The organism is Roseateles sp., assembly GCF_039595595.1.
GTDB lineage: Bacteria > Pseudomonadota > Gammaproteobacteria > Burkholderiales > Burkholderiaceae_C > Roseateles.
Genome location: NZ_JBCNLG010000012.1, coordinates 148,909 through 164,707, shown reverse-complemented (window position 1 = coordinate 164,707; position 15,799 = coordinate 148,909). Strand labels below are relative to the sequence as shown.

The following is a 15,799-nucleotide window of genomic DNA, read 5'->3' as shown; positions in this document are numbered from 1 at the left end:
GACCTTCAGCGCATGCGAGATCAGGTCACTGCCGGCCGTCAGCCTTGGCTCGGCAGTTGGAACCTGCTGCTTGCCGCGCGTCGTTCCGATCTGGGCGCGAAGCCCTACCCGCTGGAAGTCGTGAGTCGCGGCGGGAGTGACGAGAACTACTGGGTGATGGTCACCGACATGATGCGCGCGTACCACCTGGCCCTGCGCTGGAAGATCACAGGCGACGAGGCCTATGCGAAAGACGCGGTGAAGTTCCTCAACGCGTGGTCGTCGACCTTGAAACGACTGGGCGGCGATTCCAATCGTTACCTGGCGTCTGGCCTTTACGGCAACCAATGGGCCAACGCGGCCGAGGTCATGCGCACGTATCCGGGTTGGGCGAAGGAGGACGTCGCCCGGTTCCAGACCATGCTGCTCAACGTGTTCTATCCGGAGTGCCACGCGTTCCTCACCGACCACAACGGCACCGAGATCAGAAAGGTCACGCACTACTGGGCCAACTGGGACCTGGCGAACCTGTGCAGCATGTATGCCATCGGCGTGTTCTGCGACCGGCCGGACATCGTCGCTGAAGCCAGCAACTATTACAGGAACGGCCGCGGCTGCGGCTCGCATGGCAACAACGTCTACTACGTGCATCCCGGCTACCTCGGCCAATGGCAGGAAAGCCACCGCGACCAAGGACATTCGACCCTGGGCATCGCGCTGGCCGGCATGCTGTGCGAGATGGCCTGGAACCAGGGCGACGACCTCTACGGGCTCTGGAACAACCGCCTCCTGGCCGGCGCGGAGTACGTCGCGAAGACGAACACCCTGGTGGGACCGCCGCCCGACTACATCGCGTATCCGATGCCCTTCACCCCGTATACCGGGGTCCACGGTTCCAGCACCACGGTGTCCGGCGGGGAGAACTCCCGCCCCTGCTGGGAACTCATCCTCAACCATTACGTCGGACGCAAAGGCCTCTCGGCCCCTTGGACCCTCAAGATGGTGAGCAAGCAACGTCCCGAACGCGTGGACGGCGGGGACTCGCCAGGCCTGGGGTCGCTGCTCTACTACCGTGACGCCGGCCCCCCTGCCCGGCCTAGCGGCCTGAGCGCCGTCCTCTATGAAGGCAAGGTGCTGATGTCGTGGTGGGGCAGCGCCGATGCGACGGAGTACCTGGTGCAGCGGGCGAGTGTCTCCGGCGGCGCCTTCACCACCGTTGCGCGCGTCAGCGACCCGCGCACCTGCACCGACGCGCCAGGCCCCGGCACCTGGTACTACCGCGTCAGCGCCGTCACCAGCCTGGGCGACCGTATCGGAACGGACACCGTTCGCGTGGCGGTGCCCGGCGAGCTGTGGCTCCACCTGCCGCTCGACGGCACTACCGACGACGTCAGCGGCAACGGCCGATATGGCGTGCTCATGGAAGGCGCGACCTGGGGCGCGGGGCGCAACGGCTCCAGCTGCGTGGTGTTCGACGGCCGCCGTGCGCATGTGCGCCTGGTCGATGGCGTGGTGTCGGCATTGGGCGACTACACGGTGGCGATGTGGGTCTACTGCGACAACACCGGCCCCAGTTCGCGCTTCTTCGATTTCGGCTCCAACGACGTGTCCTACATGGCGCTCACTCCGCGGGAGTCGACACGCCCCCCCGTCCCCAGCCTGATGCGCCTCATGTCCACGCGCAATCAGTTCTGGATGCCCTCGCCCTTGGCGGCGCCCAACCCGCCCAACGGTCGCTGGACCCATGTGGCCGTCACGCTCTCCGGCACGGTCGGCACGCTTTACGTCGACGGCGTCGCGGTCGCAAGCAGTCCGGAGATCTGGATGGCCCCCTACCAGTTCGGCTACACGACGCGCAACTGGCTGGGACGCTCGCAGTACGGGGGCGATCCGTTCTTCAAGGGACGGATGCAGGACTTCCGGATCTACAGCGGCGCCCTGACGCCCGCCGCCATCGCGGACCTCGCCCGCTGAGCGCCGCCCGATCTGCCGCTTGTTGGGATCCCCCCGCCCCGTGCGATCACACGATCACTGACCCGGCGGCTTGGATGCCTGTCCCTTGGCCTCCACGCTCACCCCACCCTGCGCGTTCACACCGCGCGTGTCGCGTTGGGCCTGCGACGACCCGGTGGCGTTCACGCTGCCGCCGCCCTGCGCGCGCTGGGACGGTGTCGCTTGCGGTGGCGTTGCTTGCGGTGGCGTCGTCGAACCCGTCGAAGGGCTGGGCGATGCGCTCACGGTGGGCGCGGAGGCCAAGCCCTCCCGAGCGCGGTCCGTGATCTGACCGGTCGCTTGATCCGCCCCGCCCTTGAGCTTGCCGCCGGCCTGCTGCGCGCGATCGCTCAACTTGCCGGTGGCCTGGTCCGCGCGATCGCGCGTGCCCTCCAGCGCGTCGCGGCCGCGGCTCAGGTCGGGCCGCTGAGCCAATCCACCGAGGTTGCCACCCAGGGTGCCGCCCACATGGCCGCTTGCGCCGCCGGACAGCCCGCCCCCACCGCCCAGCAGGCCGGCGTGCGCCGGCTGGGCCATCGCGGCGAGCACCGCCACCAGCGTGCCTGCCACCACGGGCCACAGACTTTGCGGATGCTTGGAAGTTGCGTTCATGTCGATCTCCTTGTTCGAGAGCCACTGGAACCGTTCCGTGGCCTGCAAAGGGACAACGTCATGGCCCCGGCACTTCTTCCCAGCCAGTTGCAACGAGTGGTTATCAGCGCAGATCGCTCGCGCTCACGCGCAACGACGCGCCCACGAGGCCCATGCCGTAGACCTCGTCGCGCCCCGGCGCGCCCAGATCCATCGCCTCGCGCGCGAGCGCATTGAACGCTGACGAGGCCGCTGCCCGATCGGGCGACGGCAGGCGTGCGGCGAGCAGCCCCGCCACCAGCGGCGACGCGAAGGAGGTGCCGCGCACGGGCGCATACGCCCGCGAGCCGGCTTGCGCGGCGACCATGTCCGCGCCCGGCGCCGCCAGGGCGACCTGCGCGCCGCGCCCCGCCTCCGCGAGGACCCGCCGGCGCGCATCGACCGCCGTCACGCCGATCACGCCGGGCCACGCGGCCGGATACAGCGGCGGCGCGGCCGGTCCGTCGTTGCCAACCGGCGCGACGATCAGCAGCCCCTGCGCCTGCGCGGCCTCGACCACGCGCCGCAACAAGGCGTTGGGCGGTCCGACCAAACTGATGTTGACCACGCCCACCCGCTCGCGCGCCAGCCAGGCGAGGCCCTCGGCGATGGCTGCCACGCCGCCGCCCGGCTGCGCGCTGCCTTCGCAAAAGACGTCCATGGCGAAGAGCCGCGCCCGCGGCAGCGCGCCGTGGAAGCCGACGTCCGAGTCGCCCACCAGCAGCGACGCCACCGCCGTGCCGTGCGCGGCGGGTCTGGTCTGCCCCGCGCAACCGCGCCGCGTCACCGTCGACCGCTGCAAGGCGGGATGCGCGGTGTCGACGCCGCTGTCGATCATGCCGAGCCGGGAACCACCCGCGGCGGCGCGGGCGCCCGCTGCGCTCGCGCCCGCGGTCCCGCTGGTCGCGCTGGTCGCGCTGGTCGCGCCGACGACGCCCGAGCCCACATCGCCAGCGTCCAGATAGATGTGGTGATAGTCGTAGGCGCCCTCCGGGTCCTGGGCCTTCAGGCGCGCGATCAGCGCCGCGAGCGCGGCCGGCGACGTCGTCGACGTCGTCGTCGACGTCGCGCGCAGGCGCAGCCAGGCCACATCCAGGCCTTCGAGCGTGGATGCCTCGACGAGCCTCAGCCCCTCGTCCTCCAGCAGGCGCCGCCGCGCCGCGTCGGACGACGGCAGCGCCAGCACCTCGCCGCTGAACACGAGCTCCCCGGCCGCGCTGCGCTGCAGTTGATCGGGAAAGCGCCTCAGCAGTTGATCGCCCAGACGCTCGCGCCAGCGCAGCGGATCCGCCGGCGCCAGCAGTTGGCTGGTGGACGTGAGCAGGCTCTCATCGCGGCGCAGCAAGTCGCCATGCGGCAATTGCACGCCACCGGGCAGGTTCGGCAGGCTGGGCAGTCGAACCTGCGCCCAGGCTGGCGTCTGCGTGTGCAAGGTCGCGCTCAGGCCGGCGATCAGGAGAAATTTCAGGTTCATGGGCGGATAACGTCCGGGACACGGAAGAAAATCCGCGCCGCCGTCGTTCTACTCATCAGGCATCCCTGCGCATGAGCATATTGGAGTTGCAATCCGCCCTGGCCGCGCTGCTGCCCCGGTTGCGGCGCTTCGCCCGCAGCCTGACGCATCACCGCGAGGATGCGGACGACCTCGTGCAGGTGGCGGTGGAACGCGCGTTGCGGGCGCTCGACCAGTACGAGCCCGGCACCCGCCTGGACAGCTGGATGTTCCGGATCATGCAGAACGCCTGGATCGATGAACAACGCGCGCGCGGCCGCCGCGCCGAGGTGCTCGCGCCCGAGGAGGCGGGCGAGCATGTCGGCGTGTCCGAGACGGGGCGGCATATCGCGCGGCTCTCGGTCGAGGCGGCCATGGCCCGGCTGCCCGAGGAGCAGCGGCTGGTGGTGGCCCTCGTGCTGGTGGAGGGCCTGCCCTACAAGGACGCGGCGCAGGTGCTGGAGCTGCCCATCGGCACCGTCACCAGCCGGCTCGCGCGAGCCAAGGAAGCGCTGCAGCAGCTGCTGGGCGACGGCGACATCGACGCCTGAGCGGCGAAGGACAGGACATGAACGGCCCCACCGATTCCCGCGACGACTCGCGACCCGATCTCCCTCCCGATCCCGAGTGCGACGGCGATCGCCGCCTGCGCGCGATGCTCGCGCGGACCTACGACCCCGTGCTCGACGAACCCGTGCCCGAGCGGCTGAGCGCGCTGTTCGACGCGCACGCGGCTCGCGCGGCCACCGCCACCGCGCCAGCAGTAGCCCCGCAGGCCGCGCCCTCCCCCCGCGACGCCGCCCCGGCGGGCGCTCCCGACATCCCTGCTCCCCCGATCGACCTCGACGCTGAACGGCGTCGCCGCCGCGGCGGCTGGCTGGCCTGGGGCGGCATGGCCGCCGGCCTCGCGCTGGGCGTGTTGATCGGCGCGAAGGGCATCGCGCCTGGCGGTGAGCTCGAACGTGCCGCGGATGGCGCCTGGGTCGCGCGAGGCAGCCTCGCGCAGGCGCTCGACGAGCAGGTCTCCGGCGTCGCCGTCACACCGGGTGCCACGCGGGTGGGCATGAGTTTCCTGTCGCGCGACGGACAGTACTGCCGCGCGTTCCTGGTCGACGCCAGCGCCTCCAGCACAGGCAGCGCCGGGCTGGCCTGCCGCGGCGGCGACGCGTGGCGGGTGCGGCAGATCGTGGCGGTGGCGCCGCGCTCGCCTTCGGCGGCGGCGTCCGGCGCGTTCCGCACCGCGGCCTCGCTGTGGCCGCAGGCGCTGCTCGACGACATCGACGACCTGCGCGAAGGCGACACGCTGTCGCCCGACGCGGAACGGGTGGCGATCTCGCGCGGATGGTCGCGCTGATCTCGCCGTTCAATGGCGCTCGAAGGCGCCGAGGTCGGGCGCGGTCCCCTTGTAAGGCAGACCGACGTCGGTGCCCTTGTTGATCAAGGTGCTGTGCGATGTCAGATGCAGGTGATGGAGCCGCGGCAGGCTGCCGTCGGCTTGTCGCGGCGCATCCCATCCCGTGGTGGAGACATCCTCGAACTGGGCGTCCGACATGATTTCGCGCAGATTCCAGGAGTTGTGGGCCTCATTGGCGCCCGACACGTTCGACACCAGCGTCCCCGTGTAGGCGATGTTGTTGCGCAGATTCCCGAGATTGATCGCCGCGCCGCTCGCATCGATCCCCAACATATTGAAGTCGGCATCGTTGCCATAACTCGTGTTGTTGAAGAAATCATTGGCCACCGGATGGTGATTGGCGTAGAAACCCGAGGCCCGATTGTTGAAGGCGACCGAGAAACGAACGGTGTGCTTTACCGCGTTGGGCACATAGACGCCCCCATATCCTCCGGCCTTGAATCCGTTGCCGTTGCCATAGGGAGCCGGTTTCAAGGTGTCCGGCACATATCCCTGCAGCCAGGCCCAGGAGTTCTCGATCGTCACCGATGAATAGGCGTTGATGAGATCGAAGCCATCATCCGAATTCAACCAGGCGCGGCAGCCCCGGAAGATATTCCCGGGATGGTTGGCGGAAATGTGGGCGCCGAAGCCATCCGCGCTTTGACCCGCTCCATTGGAGGTGAACGGATCGTAGTTGTGGTGGGAGTCGGTATTCAGGACCAGGTTGTCGCCGCCATCCTTGATGAAGAGTCCCGGGCCCATGTTGTGATGGGTGTCGAGCCGCTCGAAGATATTGTGGCTGCCGTGGATCCAGATCCCCCATGACTCGTGGTTGAGGTTGTTGTTCTGCCGCACACGCGTGACTTCGAGCCCCTTCAGATGAATCCAGTCGGCCGTCACGTTGAAACCCTTGACACGGCAGTTGTCCCGAATCCCATCGAAATCGAAAACCGGGGTTTCTCCGGGATAGGCCCAATAACGGATCGGCTGCTGCGGACGGCCGCTCTTGTCGAGGTCGATCCCGCTTACCGTATCGTGCGCGTCCTGGCACGAGGTGGTGCCTCCGTGATAAGCATAGAGGCCACCACGAAAATACACGGTGTCACCGGGTTGCACCCTGCTCTGCGCGTATGCGATCGACCCCCATGGCGCCTCGCGAGATCCCGCCGCAGTATCACTTCCATTCGGTGCGACATAATAGGTGTTACCAAAAGCGGCGGTCATGGCGGTACTCAGCGCCAGCACCGTGAAGATTCTGCTGTGTTTCATATCGACAGATCAATGCGGAGCACCGATTAAACAGGAGCCCGAGTCAGCGGTCCTCACCGTGGCGTGATGATCGGGAGAAGATCGAAGTATCTGTCTGTGAGCCCTGCATGACCGCCCGCCGTGCGGACGCCGAGCAGATAACCGCGGCAATAACAGGCTGCCGATGAGCCGAGGCCCCCGGGACCTCTGCGACGCCAGCGGCGCCCCAGAGGCCCGAGGCGCCCGGGACCGCACCGCCGGCGCGCCTATCGCTCTTTTCAACGGCCGGTCATTGTTTGGTGAGGACCTGATTCCACGCGCTTCCTACACTGCATTCGCGACTCGGGGCGTGGTTCTCCGCCCATGAATCAGCCGCGGCTTCCACGGGCTCAGTCCATCGAGCTCCGATTCATTCGATTCCGAGATGAACAACGCATTGAGCAAGCGAGCCGGACGATTCCGTATCGGCACCGCGCTGGCTGGCGCTTGCGCGCTGGTCATCCTGAACGCCTGTGGCGGCGTGGACGCTGTCGCGGATCACCCGGGCGCCGCGTCCATGGCCTCGGCCGGCGACGACGCCAGCATCGCCCCGGCCGCAAGCGACCTGCGCCCGAAGATGCTGGTCCTGGGCTCGAGGAAGGGCTTCGTCGCCTCGGCGCTCATCCCCGTCCTGCCGGCCGGCACGGAGGACGACTACGAGCTGCTCCTCATCGGCGATGCCGACCAGGGCAGCGACGCCTCCCTGGCCCTCGTCCAGCGCGCCCTCGACAAGGGCAAGCAGGTCGTCTTCGACGCCGCGAGCGACGGTTCCGGCCGCTCGACGCATGGCGCGATCCTCCGTGACATCGTCGGCACACGCATCGATGTCGCCGCCGTCCGCGTGCAGAAGGCCGATGTCGGCTACTACGTGACGCCCATCGACCCGCCGGCCGTCGCGGCAGCGAAGTTCCAGGACGCCGCCCTTCGCGGTGAAACCCCGAACAGCAACTCGGTCCAGAGCGTCTTCGGAGTCCCTGATCCGGAGGCCGCCCGATGATGGCGCCCCGTCTTTTCCGCCCGGCGCTGGTGATCGCCGCGGCGCTGTCGTCGGTGCAGGCCGCCACCGCGGACGACGCCTGCTTCTCGAAGGAGCAGAGCAACAACTACTCGGAGTTCCTCGGCGACCGGACCTCGTGGGGGATCGCCAGGAAGCAGGCCAGCCGCACCTGGGAGGACTGGATCGGGAAGGGCGAGGAGTTCCGTTGCAACGCGGACGGCCAGGACTGCAGCTACGCGCCGGCGCAGGGCCGCCGCGTCGGCTATGACTGGTCCACGGGCGTCGACATGACGCTCGACCATCTGCCCGTCATCGGCACCGCGCTGAACATGTTCAACATCGGCGGGCAATACCAGTACTCGGACGCCTACACCGAGCACTTCGGCTGGTCGCAGCAGATCAAGCCCGGCCGGCGCGCCCGGCCGGTCCAGGTTGTCGTGCGGCGATGGAAATCCGGTGACTTCCGAGGCGGCTGGTGGCGGGTCAATCACGGCGAATGCTGGATCGACAACGGCGCCCGGGGCACCGGCGCCACGGCCGGCAATCGCTACTGGTGGGACGGCAACGCGCGCTACGGCCGCTGGAGCGCCAACGTGGAAGAGCGCCGGTTCGCCATGTATCACGTCTGGTAGACGCGGCGGCCTTCACACCGCGCCGCCCTCCTCCAGGAGCGTCCTCATCGTGAGCGCATCGGCCGTGGCCGCGCCCGACGCGGTGTTGTCGAAGATGCACCAGACCTGTGTTCCGGCCGGCCATTGCCGCAGCTCGGCCGCCTTTGCTCGCAGCCATTCCACCGGATACGCCGACCAGTACAGGCGTGGCGCGCCATGCCATCGGTAGTACACGGCCGCGCCACGGCCATCGCCGCGCTCGCCGAGCCAGCCGCCCGGCTCGCCAGCGCCCGCGGGCTTGGCCGGATCGGCGGCGACCCGGCCCACGCGTTCCTCGACCAGCAGCCGGTTGCCAGCCTCGGTGAACCAGCTAGCATGGCGCGGCTCGCACACGATCGGCCCCTCGAAGGCCTTGCGCAGCGCCCGGAAGAACGCCCGCGCGACCCGCGGCTCCAGCGCCAGCGAGGGGGGCAGTTGCACCAACAGCGCGCCCAGCCGATCGCCCAGCCCCTGGAGCGAGGCCACGAAAGCGCCGATCTCCCGCGCGGGCACTGTCAACCGCGCCTCGTGCGTCATCGCCTTGGGCAGCTTCACCGCGAAGCGGAACGCCGGTGGTGTCTGGGACGCCCAGCGTTCGAAGGTGGCCGGCCGATGGGTCTTGCTGAAGGTCGAGTTGCCCTCGGTGCACGGAAACACCCCGGCATAGCGGGCCAGCAGGCTCTCGCCCTCGGGAAAGGCATTGCGGCTGTCACGGGGAAGGCCCCAGGCGGCGGTACCGATGAGGACGGCGTGATCACGCTTGGACATGCGCCACCAGCGGCAAGGGCCATGCCCTGGCCCGCCCGCGCCGTTTCGCGCTACGCTGCCACCGCGTCGCAAGCGGCAAAGGACTCGGCGTGAGCGCATTGCACGGCCCCTCTCCACGAATGCTCGTGCCCGGACTGTTCCTGGCATGGGCCGCGCTTGTCTCCTCGCCCCCTGCCCTGGCGGCCGATCCGCCGCTGCAGATCGCCCAGTACGCGCACACGTCGTGGACCGCGCGCGACGGCACCGCGCTGGGCCTGGTGTTCGCGATGGCGCAGACCCCCGACGGCTACCTCTGGATCGCTGGATCGCTCGGTCTGTTCCGCTTCGACGGACATCAATTCACCCCGTGGCAGCCGCCCGGCGGACAGGCGCTGCCGAGCGGGCCGTACAGCCTGCTGGCGTCGCGGGACGGCACGCTGTGGATCGGCACTTTCAGCGGGCTGTCGAGCTGGGATGGACGCCAGTTCACCGCGCGCCATCCGGAGGTCGGCAGGGCCTTCGTGACGTCGCTCCTCGAGGACCGTGACGGCACCGTCTGGGCCGGCCTGCTGGGCGATCCCGGGCGCCTGTGCGCCATTCGCGGCAAGCGCATCCAGTGTGACGCGCCGGAGGGCGGCTTCGGCGGCTTCGTCTGGAGCCTCGCGCAGGACCGCGCCGGCCAGCTCTGGGTGGGAGCGGACTCCGGCGTCTGGCGCTGGGGCCCCGGCACGCCCGCGCGTCATCCCGTCCCCGGCGCGCGCGTGGGCGACCTCACGACCACGGCCGAGGGCCAGGTGCTGGCCGGCATCACGTCCAAGGGCCTGTGGGAACTGGCCGGTGACCAGTGGGTGCCCCATCGATTCCGCAGCGTGTCCAAGCCCGACGAGTGGATGGCCGATCGCGAGATCAAGTCCAACAAGCTGCTGCGCGATCGCGATGGCGGACTGTGGATCGGCACCGAGGGGCTGGGCCTGCTCCACGTGAAGGACGGCCAGGCGGACAGCTTCACGCGGACGGAGGGACTCTCCGGAAACATCGCCTGCAGCCTGTTCGAGGACCGCGAGGGCAACGTCTGGTACGGCAGCGAACGGGGCGTGGACCGTTTCCGCAAGCTCCCGGTCACCACGCTGTCGACGCGGCAGGGGCTGCCCGACGACGTCACCAGATCCGTCCTGGCCACCGCGGATGGCGCGCTCTGGGTGGCCACGAACGACGGCCTGGCGCGCTGGCGGGACGGGCGCCTGTCCCTCTTCAAGGAGGGCCAGGGCTTGCCCTCCGCGCAGGTGCATGCCCAGTACCAGGACGCGCAGGGCCGCCACTGGGTCAGCACGGCCGGGGGCCTGGCCTACTTCGCGGACGAGCGCTTCGTCGCCGCCGACGGCGGTCCGAGCACCGAGATCTACGCCATCACCGGAGACGCGGCGGGCAATCTCTGGCTGTCGGGCAACAAGGGACTCGCGCGGCTGCATCAAGGCCGCTTCGTGGAGAACATCCCGTGGGCCGCGCTGGGGCACCGGCAGCAGGCGCAGCTCGTCGTGGCCGATCGCGGCGGCCTCTGGCTGTCCTTCTGGGACGGCAGCGGCGTGTCCTATGTCAAGGACGGCAAGGTCCAGGCGAACTACGACTTCCCGCACCCGCCGGGACATGGCCAGGTCACCGGGCTGCGCGTTGATGCCGACGGGGCGGCTTGGGTGGCGACCGGGTCCGCAGGCCTCAACCGGATCAAGGATGGCCGCATCACGGCGCTCACGCCGGGCAACGGCCTGCCCTGCGAGACGATCCACTGGTCGACCCTGGACCGCGACGGCCACCTGTGGATGTACACGGCCTGCGGCCTGGTGCGCGTCGGCCGCGACGATCTGGCGGCCTGGATCGCCGACCCGGCCCGCCGCGTCACGCCGGCCTCGTGGGGCGTGTCCGACGGCGTGCCGCTGCAGGTCACCCCGGCCGCCTACTTCAATCCGCCGGTGGCCCGGCAGCCCGATGGCAAGCTCTGGTTCATCGCCGGCGCCGAGCTGCTGTGGGCGGATCCCGCGAACATGCCCTCCAACACGGTGCCGCCGCCCGTGCACATCGAGCGCCTGACCGCCGACCACCAGAGCTACCCGATCGAGCAGGGGCTTCGGTTGCCGCCGCGGGTCCGGGACATGACGATCGAGTTCGTCGCGCTGAGCCTGGCGGACCCGATGCGCACGCGCTTCCGCTATCGGCTTGAAGGCCACGACAGCGACTGGCGCGAAGCCGTCGACCGGCGCCAGGCCAGCTACACCAACCTGCCGCCGGGCCGCTATCGATTCCAGGTGAAGGCCGCCAACAACAGCGGCGTCTGGAACGAGGACGGCGCGCAGCTGGCGTTCACGATCCTCCCCGCCTTCCACCAGACGGCCTGGTTCCGCGTGGGCAGTCTGGTGGTGCTGGCGGGCCTGATCCTGGCCGGCTTCCAGATCGCGCTGCGGCTGCGCGTGCGGCGGCTGCATCGCCAGTTCGAGGCGACGCTGGAAGGACGCGTCGCCGAGCGCACGCGCATCGCGCGCGATCTGCACGACACCTTGCTGCAGCGTTTCAATGGGCTGCTGCTGCAGTTCCAGGCCGCGTCCAACCTGCTGCCGGATCGCCCGCGCGAATCCAAGCGCGTGCTGGACACCGCCATCGACCAGGTGGCCGGCGCGATCACCGAGGGACGCGACACCGTGCAGGGATTGCGCGCGTCGACGCTGGAGACGAACAGCCTGGCGGAAGCCCTGCGGACGCTCGCACGCGAGCTCTCCAGCGAAGGCAGCCGCGCGATACCGGTGAACGTCCAGGTGCAAGGCAAGCCGCAGGAGATGCATCCGCTGCTGCGCGACGAAACGGTGCGCATCTCCGGCGAGGCGCTGCGCAATGCCATCCGCCATGCGCAGGCGACGCGGATCGACGTCGAGCTGCGCTACGACGCGAGGCAGCTGTGCCTGCGGATCTGCGACGACGGCCAGGGGATCGATCCCGAAGTGCTGCGACGGGGCGAGCGCGAGGGCCACTTCGGCTTGAGCGGCATGCGCGAGCGCGCCGAGGTCGTCGGCGGCCAGCTCTCGGTGCGCTGCCCCGAGGGCGGTGGCACGGTGGTCGAATTCACCGCCCCGCTGCACCGCCCCCCTGCCCTCACTCGACCCTGACCCAGTCGTATTGGGCCGGCCCGCCGCCGCCGTTCCACTGCCCGAGGAAGCCGATCGCATCGGGGCTGTTGTCACCGCGCCAGTGGTTCAGCATCAGCCGCATCGGCGTGGAGACGGACACGATCTGATGACGGATCGTGGTCTCGCCGCCCTGCGCGTTGACGGTGAACCAGCGCACGAAGTTCTCGCGCCATTCGAAGCCCAGCGTCTGCCAGCCGGTCGCGATCGGGAACTGCTTGTAGTTCTGCACGCCGCCCTTCCAGACATTGGTGTGCAGCACCGTGCCGCCCTTGATCAGCTCGATGTCGATCTCGAAGTGGCTCGCCGTGCCCGCCGTGCCGGTGTAGAGGAAGAACGAGGTGTTGCCGCCGGCGAAGGTGCTGGCCTTCAGGCGTGTCGTGAACTTGCCGTAGGTGAAGCTCTGCAGCGTGCGGATCTCGCCGCAGCGCCCGGTGCCTGCGTTGACGTTGAGCACCATGGTGCCGGCGTCCTTCCACACCTCGCTGTAGGCGAAACCGCAGCCGAAGGGCGCGCCGTTGTGCCAGGTGGCCGTCTCCCACGCCGGCCCGGCGCCGCCGGTGCCATCGAAGCCGTCGAAGAAGCTGGCCGCCCGGGCGGCGCCCGTGGCGCCCGCGCTGGCGGCACAGGCCGCGCCGACGAGCCAGGCCGCGCGCAGCGCGCGCTTGAGGTCGAATCTCATCCTTGTCTCCTTGGTGCTTGGGGTGCTCAGAAGTCCGCGCGCACCCGCAGGCCGTAGCTGCGCGCGTCGTTGAGGAAGCGCACATTGAGGCTGGAGCCCACCAGTGCCTTGGTCGAGGCCTGCTCATTCGTCACGTTGGCCGCGAAGGCCTCGATGCGATAGCGGTTGAGCGTGTAGCCCACGCCCAGGTTCAGCGTCGCGAAGCCCTTCTGGCGATCCGGGAAGCCGGCCGCCAGCGCGCTGGTGCGGGCGCCCGCCAGGGTCACCACGTCCAGCTCGTTGTACTGGGTCAGGTAGTAGGACGAGCGATAGCTCAGCAGCGCCTGCCAGTCGAATCGCCCCGAGCCCAGTGCGAAAGCCTGCTGCAGCCGCGCCGACACGCTGACCTTGGAGGCCAGCGGCAGCTGGTTGCCCGCCAGGCTGATCTGCGGCGCCTTGCCGCCCTGGCCGTAGTCGATGGCGCGCGCGTCGGCGACCACCGCGCTGCGGATCTTCGTCTGCAGCAGCACCGCGTTCAGGTCCAGGGAGAAGCCGGCCGGCAGCGGCATGCGCAGCTCTCCTTCCAGTCCGTACAGCCGCGACGCGCCGATGTTGCGGTTCACCAGCGAGTAGCCGTTGCAGGTGTTGGGCGTGACCTGCGTGTTGACCTTGATGCAGCTCAGGTCCTGGAAGACCTGGTTCTTGTAGTCGTAATAGAAGCCCGAGAGATTGACCACCGAGCGGCGGCCCATCAGCTCGATCACGTTGCGCGTGCCCAGCTCCAGCACGCTGAGCTTCTCCGGGCCGTACACCTCGGGGATCGGCGAGGTGGCGAAGGTGTCGTTGAAGCCGCCGGCCTTGTGCCCGGTCGAGAACTTCGCGTAGACCATCGCGTCGCGGCCCAGGTCGTGCTCGACGCCGACGCGGAAGTCGTTGTACTGCGCGCTGCTGCTGCCGTACTGCTGGGTCGGCAGGTCCCACGAGTTCACGTAGGAGAAGCCGCCATTGGTCGTCGCCGGGTTGGTGCGCGGGCAGGACAGGCGGCCATTGCCGTTGACATCGGGCCGGTCGATGCAGGCGCCGTTGGGGTTGGAGCCATCGGCCACCGGTCCGAGCTGCTGGCCGACCAGGTCGCGGCGTCCCGGCACCAGGAAGGTCTGGAGGATGAACTGGGCCCGCTGCGCATCGGTCGTGATCTGGCTCATGTCGAAGTTGGGGCGCGACAGCAGCGCGGGCTGGAAGCCGTCCGTGCCCCAGCGCGTGGCGTAGCAGCAGTCGTAGTTCTCGCCGCCCAGCACCACGCCCAGGTTGCCGCCGATGCCGTAGCGCGACTTGCTCTCCTTGGTCCGCCGGAAGCCGGCGAGCGCGCGCCAGTCCGGCGTGACCTTGTAGGTCGCATCCAGATAGGCCGCGGTGGACTTGCCGCGCACGTCGGGCATGGTGAACTCGCTGCCCCAGTAGCAGCAGCCGCCATCGGCCAGCGACAGGTAGCCCACGCCCTGCTTCTCCTTGAAGTGGAAGAGCCCGGTGGTCCATTGCAGCGGCGACTGGCCGTCGTTGGAGCGCAGCACCAGTTCATAGACGTTGCTCTTGGACAGCGTCTGCCAGTACTGCGTCGAGTAGTTGTCGTAGTTGACCGCGGTCAGGTCGCGGCCGGGCCAGTCGATGCCGTCGGACTGGCCATTGCGCTGCCAGAAGTCCACCGAGCGGCGGCTGGCGTTGAACTCGGCGCTGACCGGCCCGAGGTCGGCCTCGACCTTGCCGAGCACGCCCCACAGGTCATTGCGCATGTCGCCCTGCGCGCCGCGATAGACCACATGACGCAGGTCCAGGTCCTCCGCGCGCAGGCCGCTGGCGCTCACCGCGCTGAAGATGTTGGCGCCGGGATAGCCGGTGCCGCGCTCGCGGCCGGTGTCGGCCACGACGCTGAAGCGCAGCGTCTCCATCGGCTCCCAGCGCGCGGACAGCCGCAGCGCGCGGTTGTTCTCCTGGCCGGCCGGCTTGAGCTGGCTGGCCACCGGATCCGTCGACACGTTGGTGAAGCCGTAGTCCTTGGTGCTCTGGTAGCCGGCGATGCGGATCGCGGCGTCGGAGCCGATGGGCAGGTTCACCGCCGCTTCGGCGCCATGGCCGCTGCGATTGGAGACTTCGGCCTGCGCGTAGCCGGAGAACTGGTTCAGGCGCGGCTGCGCGGTGATGATGTTCAGCGTGCCGGCCAGCGCGTTGCGGCCATACAGCGTGCCCTGCGGGCCCTTGTTCACCTCGACCCGCTCCAGGTCGTAGAACATCAGCCCGAGCCCCCGCGGACGCGGGATGTAGACGCCGTTCAGATGCGGCGCCGCGCCCGGATCGCCGAGCTCGGTGTTGTTGGCCGAGCCGACGCCGCGGATGAAGATCTCGACGTTGCCTTCCTGGTTGGCGATGCTCAGACCGGGCACCGCGGCCTGGAGCTGGCGCACCTCGGTGATGCCGTCCTTGCGCAGCTGATCGCCGCTGACGGACTGCACCACGCCGGAGACCTTCTGCGCCGTCTCCAGCCGCCGGTTGGCGGTCACGGTGACGGTCTCCAGGCGGCCGGCATCGGCCGCGGGCTGCGGCTCCTTCGCGGCGGGCTTCTCGTCGGCGCGCGGGGCGTCAGGGGCGGCCTGCGCCATCGCATGGCCATGGCACACGGCCAGCGCGGCCGCCATCACCAGGGGGATGGCGAAGGGATGGGCCGGCGTGGCGGGCTGTTGGGGGGCTTGTCTCTTTGTCATTGTTGTCCTCTGGCGGGAGTCAGGGGTGGTGGATCAGCGCGG

12 protein-coding genes are annotated in these 15,799 nt (G+C 69.3%); 6 read left to right on the top strand and 6 right to left on the bottom strand.

Translation table 11 applies throughout. The features are described from left to right. The first annotated feature begins 12 nt into the window (after positions 1–12). Positions 13–1,953, top strand: coding sequence for a LamG-like jellyroll fold domain-containing protein (locus tag ABDW61_RS15950; RefSeq protein WP_343640018.1), 1,941 nt, complete (start codon positions 13–15; stop codon positions 1,951–1,953). Between the two features lie 54 nt (positions 1,954–2,007). On the opposite strand, the gene ABDW61_RS15945 is transcribed toward ABDW61_RS15950, so the two are convergent. Both ABDW61_RS15945 and ABDW61_RS15940 read right to left on the bottom strand, forming a co-directional pair. Next, the gene (locus tag ABDW61_RS15945) at positions 2,008–2,583 is read right to left on the bottom strand and encodes a hypothetical protein (protein WP_343640016.1); all 576 of its coding nucleotides are present in this window, start codon (positions 2,581–2,583) and stop codon (positions 2,008–2,010) included. Between the two features lie 103 nt (positions 2,584–2,686). Next, entirely contained in the window at positions 2,687–4,075 is a 1,389-nt protein-coding gene (locus ABDW61_RS15940; protein WP_343640014.1) for a S8 family serine peptidase, read from the bottom strand. Positions 4,076–4,146: 71 nt separating this feature from the next. Between ABDW61_RS15940 and ABDW61_RS15935 the strand changes: the two genes are divergently transcribed. Both ABDW61_RS15935 and ABDW61_RS15930 read left to right on the top strand, forming a co-directional pair. Further along, the gene (locus tag ABDW61_RS15935; protein ID WP_343640012.1) at positions 4,147–4,644 is read left to right on the top strand and encodes an RNA polymerase sigma factor; all 498 of its coding nucleotides are present in this window, start codon (positions 4,147–4,149) and stop codon (positions 4,642–4,644) included. A 17-nt stretch (positions 4,645–4,661) separates the two neighbouring features. Further along, positions 4,662–5,447, top strand: coding sequence for a hypothetical protein (locus ABDW61_RS15930; protein WP_343640010.1), 786 nt, complete (start codon positions 4,662–4,664; stop codon positions 5,445–5,447). 9 nt (positions 5,448–5,456) lie between these two features. On the opposite strand, the gene ABDW61_RS15925 is transcribed toward ABDW61_RS15930, so the two are convergent. Next, positions 5,457–6,758, bottom strand: a complete 1,302-nt coding sequence (locus ABDW61_RS15925; RefSeq protein WP_343640009.1) for a right-handed parallel beta-helix repeat-containing protein — start codon at positions 6,756–6,758, stop codon at positions 5,457–5,459. Positions 6,759–7,161: 403 nt separating this feature from the next. Here ABDW61_RS15925 and ABDW61_RS15920 point away from each other — a divergent pair, with 403 nt between their 5' ends. Together ABDW61_RS15920 and ABDW61_RS15915 are read left to right on the top strand one after the other, a co-directional pair. Next, complete coding sequence (locus ABDW61_RS15920) at positions 7,162–7,773, top strand: hypothetical protein (protein ID WP_343640008.1); 612 nt, start codon at positions 7,162–7,164, stop codon at positions 7,771–7,773. Then, positions 7,770–8,405 carry a hypothetical protein gene (locus ABDW61_RS15915; RefSeq protein WP_343640007.1) on the top strand — a complete coding sequence of 212 codons (636 nt, stop codon included), beginning with the start codon at positions 7,770–7,772 and terminating at the stop codon, positions 8,403–8,405. The genes ABDW61_RS15920 and ABDW61_RS15915 overlap by 4 nt, the downstream gene beginning before the upstream one ends. 12 nt (positions 8,406–8,417) lie before the next feature. Here the strand turns inward: ABDW61_RS15915 and ABDW61_RS15910 are convergent, their stop codons facing one another. Further along, on the bottom strand, positions 8,418–9,191 hold the full coding sequence (locus ABDW61_RS15910) for a DUF72 domain-containing protein (protein ID WP_343640006.1): 774 nt from the start codon (positions 9,189–9,191) through the stop codon (positions 8,418–8,420). A gap of 89 nt (positions 9,192–9,280) precedes the next feature. Here ABDW61_RS15910 and ABDW61_RS15905 point away from each other — a divergent pair, with 89 nt between their 5' ends. Continuing rightward, positions 9,281–12,322, top strand: coding sequence for a two-component regulator propeller domain-containing protein (locus tag ABDW61_RS15905; protein ID WP_343640004.1), 3,042 nt, complete (start codon positions 9,281–9,283; stop codon positions 12,320–12,322). Here the strand turns inward: ABDW61_RS15905 and ABDW61_RS15900 are convergent. Both ABDW61_RS15900 and ABDW61_RS15895 read right to left on the bottom strand, forming a co-directional pair. After that, a complete protein-coding gene (locus ABDW61_RS15900; protein ID WP_343640002.1) occupies positions 12,309–13,022 on the bottom strand; it encodes a family 16 glycosylhydrolase in 714 nt (237 codons plus the stop codon). The genes ABDW61_RS15905 and ABDW61_RS15900 overlap by 14 nt on opposite strands. Positions 13,023–13,048: 26 nt before the next feature. Next, on the bottom strand, positions 13,049–15,757 hold the full coding sequence (locus tag ABDW61_RS15895; protein ID WP_343640001.1) for a TonB-dependent receptor: 2,709 nt from the start codon (positions 15,755–15,757) through the stop codon (positions 13,049–13,051). Between the last annotated feature and the right edge of the window lie 42 nt (positions 15,758–15,799).

Coding starts and splice junctions, on each gene's coding strand:
- ABDW61_RS15925 (WP_343640009.1), bottom strand. CDS start 6,758: ATGAAACACAGCAGAATCTTCACGGTGCTGGCGCTGAGTACCGCCATG.
- ABDW61_RS15935 (WP_343640012.1), top strand. CDS start 4,147: ATGAGCATATTGGAGTTGCAATCCGCCCTGGCCGCGCTGCTGCCCCGG.
- ABDW61_RS15895 (WP_343640001.1), bottom strand. CDS start 15,757: ATGACAAAGAGACAAGCCCCCCAACAGCCCGCCACGCCGGCCCATCCC.
- ABDW61_RS15950 (WP_343640018.1), top strand. CDS start 13: ATGCGAGATCAGGTCACTGCCGGCCGTCAGCCTTGGCTCGGCAGTTGG.
- ABDW61_RS15945 (WP_343640016.1), bottom strand. CDS start 2,583: ATGAACGCAACTTCCAAGCATCCGCAAAGTCTGTGGCCCGTGGTGGCA.
- ABDW61_RS15910 (WP_343640006.1), bottom strand. CDS start 9,191: ATGTCCAAGCGTGATCACGCCGTCCTCATCGGTACCGCCGCCTGGGGC.
- ABDW61_RS15900 (WP_343640002.1), bottom strand. CDS start 13,022: ATGAGATTCGACCTCAAGCGCGCGCTGCGCGCGGCCTGGCTCGTCGGC.
- ABDW61_RS15920 (WP_343640008.1), top strand. CDS start 7,162: ATGAACAACGCATTGAGCAAGCGAGCCGGACGATTCCGTATCGGCACC.
- ABDW61_RS15930 (WP_343640010.1), top strand. CDS start 4,662: ATGAACGGCCCCACCGATTCCCGCGACGACTCGCGACCCGATCTCCCT.
- ABDW61_RS15915 (WP_343640007.1), top strand. CDS start 7,770: ATGATGGCGCCCCGTCTTTTCCGCCCGGCGCTGGTGATCGCCGCGGCG.
- ABDW61_RS15940 (WP_343640014.1), bottom strand. CDS start 4,075: ATGAACCTGAAATTTCTCCTGATCGCCGGCCTGAGCGCGACCTTGCAC.